The organism is Corallococcus terminator (assembly GCF_003611635.1).
GTDB classification, from domain to species: Bacteria; Myxococcota; Myxococcia; order Myxococcales; family Myxococcaceae; genus Corallococcus; species Corallococcus terminator.
This window is the reverse complement of record NZ_RAVZ01000064.1, coordinates 21834-33167: the sequence shown is the minus strand read 5'-3', so window position 1 is coordinate 33167 and position 11334 is coordinate 21834. Positions and strand designations below refer to the sequence as shown.

Here is an 11334-nt window from a genome sequence, read left to right as displayed (position 1 = left end):
GCCCCGGGCGTCCTGCGTGGACAGCCGCGAGACGGACGCGAGGGGGCGGGGGCTGTCGGGAATCTTCGTGGCCATGGTGGGGGAGTCCAGGGGTGAAACCGCGCTCCCCAGATTATCCGACCGGGCCGGTCATAAGTTGTGCGCCGCGGCATCTTCCCGCTCCGTCGCGGCCCATTCCTTGAATCCAGGTTTCAGGTTCGCGTCAGCCTGCTGCCCGCGCCTTCACACCGTGTGACCGGCCTTGCTACAAATCCGCTGTTTCATGTGACGCCCGGTGCTACTCCTGGTTTCTCATTTCATGAAACACACGAGTGAAGACAGACAGTTTCGGGGTGTTGGCGCAAGCGGTGCAGGGGTGGGCGGTGCAGTCCACCCCACGACGAGGTAGTGCATGCACCTGAAGATGACGGGCACCCTGCTGGCTTCCCTGCTGATGAGCATGGCGGGCTGCGCTGGCGGCGCCGACGACACCCAGACCTCCGGTTCGCTGAACGCGCAGGAGTCCGCGGCGGAGTCCCAGTGCATCAAGCAGTTCGATGGCATCAAGAGCTGCGCGCTGGGCCGGGCGAAGCTTGCGTCCGCGAAGGAGGGCCTGGTGGTCTCCGGACTCGCGACGAAGGCGGACGGTGTCGCCAGCACCTTCACGAAGGCGGTGAAGTGGGAGCAGCGCAGCGCGGTGAGCCTGGGCGCGAATGGCGGCCTGCAGTTGGCCGCGCGTGACGCGGATCAGGTGGTCAGCACGCTGAAGATCACCCCGGGTCGCGAGGCGAACACGGCCATCATGACGCCCACGTTCACGGGCTCGCCGGGCGGTTCGCGCTACTCGATGAACGTCTATCTGGGCGGCGTGCTCCAGGGCTCTTCTCCCCAGCCGGCCGGCATGCAGATCGTCTTCACCAACTGGCGGGACTTCCTCCGCTGGGCGGAGATGAACCACCACTTCCTGAACGACTTCGACATCGACGGTCTGTCGAAGCGCGCGGCGTCGGACGTGGGCGCGTGCGTGTGGCGCGTGGGCGCGGTGAAGAACACCTTCACGGTGGACGTGAATGGCAAGCCTGTCGTCGGTGACGAGGTGGAGTTCGTGGAGACCATCGCGGATGGCGCCTACCCGTACCGTCACTTCACGGGCATCGACGTGAACGCGGTGGCCAGCGAGCTGATCATCCGCTCCGAGTCCATCACGCAGCCCGAAGGCGCGAAGTAACACCTCCCGCCACACCCCTCCAGGCGCCGGACGGGACGTTCATTCCGTCCGGTGTCGTGGGGACGCCGTGGTAGCCTCGGGGGCCATGGGAAACATCGGTCCTGTCGGCAGCCGGGGCGTCACCCGCCCTGTTTCCAATCCAGCGGAGGACGTGGCGGAGGCCCGCCCCGCGGCGTCCGTCACCCCCGGGTCCGCATCCGTCCCGACGGATCAGCAGGTGGCGCTCCAGCAGGACGGCTTCGAGCCGCCCGGAGCCCCTCCGCCGGTGGACCTCACGGGCACGGAAGGCCCTCGGCCCCTGGGGCAGCGTGAGCGGGCCCTGGAGGTGACGCGCCAGAGTCCTCCGGGCTCCGTGGGCGCGGCCATCCGTCCGCTGCTGTCCGGCGCCATGCAGACGCTGGGCGCGGTGGGCTACGGGATGGGCGCCGCGCCGAGCGCCGCGGCCCTCGCCGTTCCGGGAATGGCCGCGACCCAGCCCGGCCTGCTCGAACGCATCGGAGAGAATGGACGCGCGGGACAGGCCGCGGGCCGCGAGGTCGCCGCCGGCCAGGTGGGTGACTTCTACGAGTCCCAGCGGGAGCTGCTGAACCGGCCCGCGACCATCAGCAACATCATGGAGTTCGCGCAGCGGGAGACGGACTTCTTCCGCCAGCAGCCGCTCAGCGTGAGCGCGCCCGCGTCGGTGATGAGTGCGTCCACGCGGGCCTCGTTGATCATGACCAGCGCGGTCGCGCAGCGGATCATCCCGTAGCTTCCGCCAGCGGCTGTCCGGCGTGAGCGCGCCCGCGTCGGTGATGAGCGCGTCCACGCGCCTGACCCGCGCGGTGGTGCGCACCGCGATGCGAAGGGCCGGGAGGCATGGCTCCCAGCCGGGGGGCCCTACCGCCCTCCGGAGATGGAGGACGTCGGCGTCGCCACGTTCCTGCCGCTGCCGCCGGTGCCCGTCGCGGGGCTCACCTTCGGCACGCGCGCGGCCTCCAGCGGGACCTTGCGCGCGGGCTGGAAGGTGGTGGGGACCTCGTTCGCGTAGAGCAGCTTGTAGGCGCTGTAGCTGCCGAGCACGCGCTTGACGTAGTCGCGGGTCTCCTCGAAGGCGATGTGCTCCACCCACTCGTCCAGCTCCGCCTGGGGCAGGGCGCGGCGCCAGCGCTCCACCGCCGCCGGGCCCGCGTTGTAGGCGGCCACCGCGTAGGCGGGGTTGCCATCGAAGTGCTTGAGGAGCTGGCCCAGGTAGGCGGCGCCCAGGCGGATGTTCTGCCCGGGCTGGAGCAGGGACGCCTCGTCCACGCCGGTCATCTTCAGGGACTCCGCGACCTGCCGCGCCGTCGCGGGCATGAGCTGCGCGAGCCCCAGCGCCCCGGTGGAGGAGCGGGCGCGCGGGTTGAAGCGGCTCTCCTCGCGGATGAGGCCCTGCAGGAGGTCCGGATCCACGCGCGCCGAGCGCGAATGGCTCTGGATGAGCGGACGGAACGCGAGCGGCCACGTGGCCTCCCACACCGGCCGCGACGCGGCGCTCAGGGGCCCGGAGGCTTCCTGGCGCAGCGACACGCGCGCCACCTGCCGCGTGGCCCGACCCCGGCCGGTGCGACGCATCGTCTGGTAGAGCAGCCGCGCGGGCGCTTCCGCGAGGCCGCGCGTGTCCACCGCGAGCAGCTCCTCCACCACGCCCGGCTGGCCCAGGCGCAGCAGCTCCACGCCCGCGGCGAAGCGGGCATCCTTCTGGAGGGGGCCGGGAGGCAGGGGCCAGACCTCGTCGGAGCCGGGGACCTGGGTCGGCACGTTCGCGACCGCCTTCGTCACCGACGGGGCGGCGGAGGCCTCCGACAGGCGGGCGATCCGCTCCGGGGCCTGCTGCGCGAGCCGCGTCCGGGACAGCAGGCCGTACCACGCGGTGGGGCGCTCGGTGGCGATGAGCTCGTAGCGCGACAGCGCCTCCTCCTTCGCCCCGCCGGTCTCCTGGACGCGGGCCTGCCAGTAGCGCGCCCGCCAGAGGGCGTCGTCGGTGCGCGCGGTCTCCGGAAGCTGTTCCACCGCCATCAGCGACGCCAGGCCCTGCTGCGTCTCACCCTTGCGCGAGTGCAGCCAGAAGGCGCGGAACAGGGCCTCGGCGGCGAAGTTGCCGGCGGGGTAGCGCTTCGCCAGCGCCTCGTAGTTCTTGAGCGCGTCGTCCGCCTGGCCCAGGCGCTGCTGCGTCCAGGCCTCGAAGAACAGCGCGTCGTCCGCGTAGCCGTGCTCCGGGTAGTCCTTCGCCAGCGTGGCGTACGTCTCCACGGCCGCCTCGGGATGCACCACCGACTGTGAGTACGCCAGCAGGTAGAGCGCCTGGGGGCGCTGTTCGGGCGACTGGCACTCGCGCGCCACCGGCTCCAGCACCTGGATGGCGCGGCGGTGCTGGCGCTCCTTGCGCAGGGCGCGGCCCAGGGTGAGCTGGGCACGGCAGGCCAGCTCGTCCGGCAGCTCCGTGCGCGGACCCGAACGGGACAGGAGCGTCATGGCCGCCAGGTTCTGGTGCACCTCCACCAGCGCTTCGGCGCGGCGCACCCGCCACTTCATGGGCAGGGGCAGATCCCTCAGCATCGCCCGAGCGCGGTCCGCCGCGGGCGACATCGGCGCGGTGGCCCAGACCTCCAGCAGCGCGCGGTGTTCGGCGTTGTACTGGCCCGCGGCGCGAGCCAGGTCGCAGTACGCCAGCAGGGCTTTCATCCGGAGCGCGTCCGGTCCACGCGCCTGCCGGTTGTCGATGAACTCCTGCAGCGCTGCCAGTGCTTCCGGGATGCGCAGTTGTCGCTTGAGCACGCTCGCCATGGCGAAGCGGGCGTCCGGGTAGAGCGGGGAGCTTGAGGACACGGCGCCGTACTGCTCCGCCGCGCGCAGCGGCTTGCGCAGGCGCTCATGGGATTGCGCGGCCCGCATCAGGCAGTGGTCGCGCAGCGGCGTGTAGTCCTCCGCGAGCGCCGTGAACTCCTCGGCCGCGGTGGTGTAGTCCCGCGCGAGGAACGCGCTCTGGGCCTGGAGGTAGCGGCCGGGAAGGGAAGGGGGCGCTTCGGTCGCGAGCAGGGCCCGCGCGGACTTGTACCGGCCCCGGTCGAACTCCGCCCTCGCGCGGGCCAGCAGCCCTTCGGCGAAGTACGAGGTCAGCTTCTCCGGTCCGAACGCCTCCGCCGTCAGCTCGTCCTGCGACGGCTGCGCGGTGGGCGTGTCGAGCAGGGCCTCCAGCTTCTCCTCCGACATCATGTCGCCGGAGTCGTCCTCGCCCGGGACCTGGGCCCATGCGGCGCCCGGCCCGAGCACGCTCGCGCATGCGAACAAGACCACCGCTGTTCCTCGAAATGCGTCCATGCCAGCCCTCGTTCGTCCGCCAGGGACCCCGATGGATTGGCACTGCCGGTACGGTTGGGACCTGCCCGCCTGTTCGCCCGACAGGCACGCGTTGGCGAGTGGATACGCCGGGAGGAGCCCTCCACGGCGAATGCACGAAAGCCAACGCCCCGTCCGTCCCGGAACTGGCACCAGGTGTGCCAGGACCTCCGGAAGCGGAGGGTGGGGTGCGCTACGGGATGACGCTCAGGTCGGACGGCGCGCGGGGCGCCACCTCGTACGTGGTCTCATACTGCGCGGCCAGGCCCACCACGCGCAGCCGCTGCCCCACGGTGAGCGCCTGCAGCGCCGCCTTGTCGAAGCCGGCCGACACGTGCACGAACACCTGCACCTCACCGCTGCCATCGTTGATGTAGAGCTTGTAGCCGTAGGGCGAGTCGTCCTGGAACGCCTGGGTGATGGCGCCGGTGACGCTGATGAGCTCGCCCTCCACGGACTCGTTCACGCCGCCGGTGGTCACTTCCGCGGCGGACACCTGCTTCGTTCCGGAGAGCAGCTTCACGTCCCCGGCCACGGCCTTGAGGATGCGCAACTGGTTCTGCTCATCCAGCGTGCCGCTGACGCGCACGTGCGCGCCCAGACCGAAGGTCTGCTTCGGGTCCAGCTTGACGTAGATGCCGCCCGTGTCGTCCTGCAGCGCGAAGCCTTCGTCCCCCAGCGCGGAGACGAACGCGCCGGGTTGCACGGACACGTAGCCCTCCACCGTCACTTCCGCCCCGGTGCCCTGGTCGCGCGCCTCGGCGATGGGCGTGGCATCGCTACAGGCGCCCAGCGCCAGCGCGAACACGCCGAGCAGCGCGAGGGCACCCCGGCGCGAAAGGGGTGAGGGGGAACGCAGGGGCAGGGAAGGGGTTCGGTTCATGGCCGCCTTCTACCAGTCGGCCACCGATAAATTCCAGTATGTCTTGTTTGTATTGAATTGCTGGTGTTGAGCCCGTGGGGGATGGCTGTCTTTTCCTGTTTTGTTTTGACGCATGTCTCCGTGGGGCGCCGCGCTGCGGCGGAGATCGGATGATACATGCCGATGAAACATCTGACGGGCGTGTGCGTCATTTGAAAATGGATGTCATGGGTTGGATTGATAAATTGTATCGTGGTTGTATCGTGGGGCTACAGCGCGTTCCCCCCAGCCGCTTCCTCCCCCTCCATGAACCCACAGCTTTCGTCGACGTCTCCAGCGCTGCTGGAGGCGACGCCGTCCATGAGTCGCGTCTGGTGGCTGGCCCTGCGCCCCAAGACGCTCATCGCTTCGGTCGCGCCCACGCTGCTGGGATGGGCCTTCGCCTCCTCGGAGGGGAACTGGAGGCCGGTGCCCGCCTTCACGTTCTTGATTGGCTTCGTGCTGATGCAGATCGTCAGCAACCTGGTGAACGACTACGCGGACTTCGAACGGGGCGCCGACACCGACGCGCGACTGGGCCCCGCGCGGGTGACGCAGAAGGGCTGGCTGAGCGCGCGTGAGGTGGCGAATGCCGCGGCCCTGGCCTTCACCGGCTCCTTCCTGGCCCTGCTGTTCCTGACCTGGGAGGGAAGCTGGCCGGTGTTCGCGGGCGGGGCCTTCTGTCTCGCGGGCGCGGTCCTCTATTCGGCGGGCCCCGTGCCGCTGGGCTACCTGGGCCTGGGGGACGTGCTGGTGCTGCTCATCTTCGGCCTGTCCGGGGTGTGTGGCAGCTACGTCGTGCTCTCCCAACAGGTCACGCGGGAGGTCGCGCTGGCGGGCCTGTCCATGGGACTCATCGCGTCCGGCATCCTCGCGGTGAACAACCTGCGCGACCGGCATACCGACAGGGTCGTGGGCAAGAACACCCTCGTCGTGAGGTTCGGCCGCCGCTTCGGGCAGTGGGAGTACACGCTGGTGGTGGGCGGCGCGTTCCTCCTCCCCGGCCTGGCCTGGCTGCTGCTCCCCGAACACCGCTTGGGGTCGCTGCTCACCCTGGGGGGGCTGCCCCTGGCGGTGAGGGAGATCCGGGCCATCTGGACGGAGGACGGCGGCGCGCTGAACCCGCACCTGGGAAAGACGGCGGGACTGGGGCTGGTATTCTGCCTGCTCATGTCCGCCGGCTTCCTGCTGTAGCCCTACCCGGCACGCCCGGTGGACCGCGAATTGCGCGGACTCTCATAATGTGGTCAGTTCGGTCCGATGAGGTGTTCTCCTCCCGACCTTTCCCTGGGCTTCACGTCTTCGCGCCGCGAAGCACGGGGGGCGTCTGGGCCGGCGGGACGTGTGGGCCCGCGCGTGAGAGCACCTGGTTCCTTCTCCCCCCTGTTTGATCCCGGCCTCGTCTTCCATGATCCGCTCAATCCTGCTCAAGAGCGCGTGGTGCGCCCTCCTGGTGCCCCTGCTGTCGTGCAACCTCCTCAAGGTCACTGACGACGAGGGCTCCACCACCGGCCGCGGCGCCAAACGGTTCGACCCCTATCAAGGCCTCAATTCCGGAGCGGTCCGGCTGAGCCTTCAGTACATCAATGGCTGCGCCTTTCTTCCCAACGGCCAGATGGTCGCGGGAAACGGCACGCCCAATCTGCTGCCGGACGGCACGCCCGGCCCGGCGTACCCGGGCGTGTGCATCACGCCGCTCGGTCAGGATCCGCTGACGCTGTCGCCGCCCACGGGCACGCTGCAGATCCTGGCGGACACCCAGTACTTCCTGAACCAGTTCTCCGTTTCGGAGACCGTGGTCAACCAGCACACCAACCCCACGGACCTGAGCGGTGCCCTGACGTGGATCAAGACCCAGACGGCGTTCGCCGGCCTGGACTGGGGCAACGTCAGCCAGGGCCAGGACGAGTGGAGCTTCTACAGCCTCGCCGGCGCGGTGGAGGAGTGCTGGACGCGCGAGGTGCACTTCGGCAACGCGAACTGGCAGAAGGTGACGGACGACACCATCACCGTGGAGGTGCTGGACGAAGCGGGCACCCCGCGCGCCAGCCAGACCTACCTGCGCTCGGAGCTGCTCGCGTCGTCGCCCTACGCGGGCCACTCGCGCTTCGCCTGGCGTTCTGAGAACCTGAAGCCGCCGCGCTTCCCCGGTGACAAGGACCCCGGCACCGTCACGGGCATCGCGGGCGGCATGGCGCAGCCCGCCACGTACCGCACCGTCGCGCGCGTGGACATGGTGGGCAGCACCAACCCCTTCAAGGTGCTGCGCGTCCCGCGCCTGTCGGGTCCCGGCGCGCTCCGGGCGACTTGGAGCCAGCTTCCCAACCGGCCGTTCTTCTTCCCCGTCACCTACGTGCTCCCGGATGACCGTCCCTCCACCTGCACCGACGACGCGGGCCAGCCCGTGCAGTGCAGCCCGGGCCTGGATTCGCGGCTGACGTTCGCGCCTCCGGCGGAGGGCAGCTTCTACAAGCCCGGCGAGCCGGTGAGCATCTACGTCGACCTGCGCGACAGCGCGGGCAACCACCTGCACTCGCCGGACCTGCTGCCCAGCGCGCGGGAGATCATCAGCAACCAGTCCAACGGCATCATGACCTTCGTCCCGAACGTCATTGGCACCGTCATGGAGAACGACTCCATCTCCAACGTGGCCATCGCCGGCCCCATCCAGAACTTCAAGGTGCTGGGCGACCCGAGCGACAAGCCGCAGTTCGCGGCCCGTCCGTTCCCGTTCGCCTTCATCGATGACGCGACGCTGACCGGCCTGACGCCGGGGCTCGCGGACTTCAAGTGGCCCACGCGCCAGACCTTCACGCTGCCCGCGGACGCCCAGCCGGGCACCTACGTGGCGCTGGTGAAGTTCAACCGCGCCTCCATGGGTGAGCGCGTCGCCAAGCTGTCGCCGTTCTTCTTCCAGGTCGGCCAGGACGAGGCGACGTCGTACCCGGGCAACGTGGGCAACTGCCAGATCTGCCACCGCGGCGTGAACTCACTGGACAACCTGCGCCACGGCCTGTCGGTGGACCACATCGAGAGCTGCAAGGTGTGCCACCACTACGACACCGACACGGTGGGCCGCACGCAGGAGATGGTGCACCGCATCCACATGAACTCGTCGCGCTACCCGGCGGACCGCGCGGACTGCACCGTCTGCCACCTGACGCGCAAGAGCACCGAGCGCCCCAGCCTGGCCCTGTGCGGTTCGTGCCACCCGTCTCAGCACGGCGACGAATACTTCCAGACCGCCTTCAAGCAGCGCGGCGCCGTGAACAAGTTCGGCAACTGCGCGCAGACGTGCCACGGCGGCGATCAGCTTCCCTCCAGCCACATCCTCCCCGCGAAGTAGGGGATGCGACGAGCCATGCAAAAGTCACTCTTCGTTGGAACGCTCCTTGGAGCGAGCCTGTTGGGCGTCGGCTGCCAGGAGTCCGGCACGCCCGCGTCGTCGACCTTCGTCCCGCGCCCCGTCTATGTGAACCGCGAGCCGGCGGGCCTCACCACCCGTCTGACCGGCTTCACGGTCGACCCGGAGGCCTACTTCATCAACCTGGCGATGTGCTCGGAGCTGTACGGGCCCGTCGTCAACGGCCGCAAGCAGTGCCCGCTGCCGCCGCTGTACGCGGAGTTCAGCCCGCTGTTCCAGCGCTCGACGGTGCGCGAGTCGCTGGTGACGGTGCTGGACACGGTGCCGGACGCGACGGGGCAGCCGCCCGCGCCGCCCCCGCCGGTGATGGCCAGCACGGCCGGCCTGTGGACCATCGAGAAGGTGCCCACGCGCCCCTGGCCCAAGGGTCCCGTGCAGGGCCCTCCCCCCATCTACCTCGTCCTGTCGCTGGGGCAGGGCGCGCTGGCCAACGACGCGCCGACGCCGTTCCCGCTGCCCCCCGTACCCGTGGGCAACTACCTGCCCACCGCGGCCGCGCGTCCGGTCGTCACCGGCCACAGCGCGTGCGTGGGCCTGGAAGCCATCCAGGTGAGCGACAAGGGCATCGTGGAGGCGGTCGCGAAGTTCCTGAGCACGGAAGGCACGCCCGTGACGGTGCAGGACCTGCTCAACCCGGCGAAGTACGCCGGCGTGACGGTCTTCTGGCTGTACCGTCCCGGCTTCCCTGTCTTCCGCGTGCCGGGTGAGAACACGACCGTGGAAGCCACGGCGGGCCGTGTGCTGACGTTGGAGTGGGCGCCTCCGGGCGCGCCGCTGCCGCCTCCGCTGGCGGCCATCCAGTCCACGCGCGGCTTCTTCGTCGCCCCGGGCGCGCCCGTGAGCAGCCTGGGCCTCGTGGCCATCGTCCATCCGCCGCTGATGGGGCCTCCGGTTCCCGTGGTCTACACGCCGAAGGACCTGACCACGAGCACCGTGGAGAACCGGCCCTGGAAGACGGATCCGCTCGTGCTTCCCCCGACGCCGGGTGTCATCACGTTCGCGGGGCTCCAGTTGGCGGACGCTGTGCCGCTGAATCAGCCGAACATTCCCCCGCCGACCACCTGCGTTCCGTTCCAGTAGTCGCAGTCCCTCCCCACCAACGCCTCCCGCTTCGCCCTCTCCTTCACCGGGGATGGCGAAGTGCTGAATCCACGCCGTACGGAGCAACGTTCCCCATGATTAAGAAGATCCTGCTGGCCGTCGGAGTGCTGGTCGTCCTGGTCCTGATTGGTGCCGGCTCCGCGATGGGCCTGGCCACCCACAAGGTGAATAAGACCTACGAGGACGTCGCGCTACCCAACATCACTCGCGATTCGTCGCCGGAGGGCATCGCGCGCGGCGAGCAGGTCTTCCGCGCCGTCTGTGCCGAGTGTCACGCGGGCGGAGGCAACACGAAGCCCGTGGGCGTGCGCATGCACGACTTCCCGCCAGATCTGGGCACGTTCTACTCGGCGAACATCACGTCGGACCCGGAGAAGGGCGTGGGCGCCTGGTCGGATCAGGAGATCGCCCGCATGGTGATCAACTCCATCGACCGCAACAACAAGTTCCGCCCCATGCCGCCGTTCCCCAACATCGGCGACAAGGACCTGGCGGCGGTGATCGGCTTCATGCGCTCAGGCCACCCGGACTTCGCGCCGGAGAAGGCGCAGCCGCCGCGCTCCGAGCTGTCGCCCCCGGGCCGGATGGTGTTCTCGTTCGCCATGGGCATCAACGACAAGTCGCGCACCGCGGAGGTGCCGGTGCCCGCGAAGGCGGCGGACTCCGTGGAGTACGGCCGCTACCTGTCGGCCAGCGTCTACGACTGCGTCTTCTGCCACTCGCCCGGCTTCGGCAGCAGCGGGGAGAAGATGAAGGATCCGGCGACCGTCCTCGGCGGCGGCTTCGAGTTCGACATGACGCCGCTGGGTGGCGAGGGCAAGCTGCTGTCGCCGAACATCTCGCCCAGCGAGACGGCCGGCATCGGCAAGTGGACCCTGGATGAGTTCATCCTCGCGATGAAGAGCGGCGTGACGCCGGACGGCCACCTGCTGCGCGCGCCCATGCCCAAGTACCGCTACGCGGACGACGCGGAGCTCTCCGCCATCTACACCTTCATCCGTTCGATGAAGCCCGTCGACAAGGTGGTGCCTCCTCCCGCGGGCGGCCGTCCCAAGGTGGATCCCGCCAACAGCGACCCGGAGAAGATGTTCAGCGCCCTGGGCTGCGCGACGTGCCACGCCCCCGGCAAGGCCTACGAGGCCAAGCTCCAGGGCGCGAAGGGCAAGCCCGTGGAGGAAGTGGCGAAGTGGATCCGCAACCCGGAGGCCTTCAAGCCCGGCACGCAGATGCCCACCTACGCGACCCTCGTGGACGAGAACAACGCGCTCGCGCTGGCCAAGTACGTGCTGGGCCGCACGGGTGGCACGGTCAGCGAAGGCACCACCCCCTGAGCGTCGTCGTGCT

At 69.6% G+C, this 11334-nt stretch carries 8 protein-coding genes; 6 read left to right on the top strand and 2 right to left on the bottom strand.

Features of this window, described 5'->3' with window-relative positions; all coding sequences use genetic code 11:
- The first annotated feature begins 391 nt into the window (after positions 1–391).
- Together D7V88_RS12175 and D7V88_RS12170 are read left to right on the top strand one after the other, a co-directional pair.
- Positions 392–1207: a hypothetical protein gene (locus tag D7V88_RS12175; protein ID WP_120540806.1), complete on the top strand. Its 816-nt coding sequence runs from the start codon at positions 392–394 to the stop codon at positions 1205–1207.
- A gap of 85 nt (positions 1208–1292) precedes the next feature.
- On the top strand, positions 1293–1958 hold the full coding sequence (locus D7V88_RS12170; RefSeq protein WP_147448701.1) for a hypothetical protein: 666 nt from the start codon (positions 1293–1295) through the stop codon (positions 1956–1958).
- Positions 1959–2086: 128 nt separating this feature from the next.
- Here the strand turns inward: D7V88_RS12170 and D7V88_RS12165 are convergent, their stop codons facing one another.
- Complete coding sequence (locus tag D7V88_RS12165) at positions 2087–4546, bottom strand: lytic transglycosylase domain-containing protein (protein WP_120540804.1); 2460 nt, start codon at positions 4544–4546, stop codon at positions 2087–2089.
- A 211-nt stretch (positions 4547–4757) separates the two neighbouring features.
- On the bottom strand, positions 4758–5447 hold the full coding sequence (locus D7V88_RS12160) for a DNA-binding protein (RefSeq protein WP_120540803.1): 690 nt from the start codon (positions 5445–5447) through the stop codon (positions 4758–4760).
- 339 nt (positions 5448–5786) lie between these two features.
- Between D7V88_RS12160 and menA the strand changes: the two genes are divergently transcribed.
- The 4 genes from menA (at position 5787) to D7V88_RS12140 (ending at position 11321) form a co-directional block, all read left to right on the top strand.
- Positions 5787–6659 carry a 1,4-dihydroxy-2-naphthoate octaprenyltransferase gene (gene menA / locus D7V88_RS12155; RefSeq protein ID WP_158625070.1) on the top strand — a complete coding sequence of 291 codons (873 nt, stop codon included), beginning with the start codon at positions 5787–5789 and terminating at the stop codon, positions 6657–6659.
- Between the two features lie 214 nt (positions 6660–6873).
- On the top strand, positions 6874–8811 hold the full coding sequence (locus tag D7V88_RS12150) for a hypothetical protein (protein WP_120540801.1): 1938 nt from the start codon (positions 6874–6876) through the stop codon (positions 8809–8811).
- A gap of 15 nt (positions 8812–8826) precedes the next feature.
- Positions 8827–9969, top strand: coding sequence for a hypothetical protein (locus D7V88_RS12145; RefSeq protein ID WP_147448700.1), 1143 nt, complete (start codon positions 8827–8829; stop codon positions 9967–9969).
- Positions 9970–10064: 95 nt separating this feature from the next.
- On the top strand, positions 10065–11321 hold the full coding sequence (locus D7V88_RS12140; protein ID WP_120540799.1) for a cytochrome c: 1257 nt from the start codon (positions 10065–10067) through the stop codon (positions 11319–11321).
- The last annotated feature ends 13 nt before the right edge of the window (positions 11322–11334 follow it).

What these genes read in the sequence shown, in the direction of transcription:
- D7V88_RS12175 (WP_120540806.1), top strand. Translation starts at nt 392, where the DNA reads ATGCACCTGAAGATGACGGGCACCCTGCTGGCTTCCCTGCTGATGAGC.
- D7V88_RS12170 (WP_147448701.1), top strand. Translation starts at nt 1,293, where the DNA reads ATGGGAAACATCGGTCCTGTCGGCAGCCGGGGCGTCACCCGCCCTGTT.
- D7V88_RS12165 (WP_120540804.1), bottom strand. Translation starts at nt 4,546, where the DNA reads ATGGACGCATTTCGAGGAACAGCGGTGGTCTTGTTCGCATGCGCGAGC.
- D7V88_RS12160 (WP_120540803.1), bottom strand. Translation starts at nt 5,447, where the DNA reads ATGAACCGAACCCCTTCCCTGCCCCTGCGTTCCCCCTCACCCCTTTCG.
- menA (WP_158625070.1), top strand. Translation starts at nt 5,787, where the DNA reads ATGAGTCGCGTCTGGTGGCTGGCCCTGCGCCCCAAGACGCTCATCGCT.
- D7V88_RS12150 (WP_120540801.1), top strand. Translation starts at nt 6,874, where the DNA reads ATGATCCGCTCAATCCTGCTCAAGAGCGCGTGGTGCGCCCTCCTGGTG.
- D7V88_RS12145 (WP_147448700.1), top strand. Translation starts at nt 8,827, where the DNA reads ATGCAAAAGTCACTCTTCGTTGGAACGCTCCTTGGAGCGAGCCTGTTG.
- D7V88_RS12140 (WP_120540799.1), top strand. Translation starts at nt 10,065, where the DNA reads ATGATTAAGAAGATCCTGCTGGCCGTCGGAGTGCTGGTCGTCCTGGTC.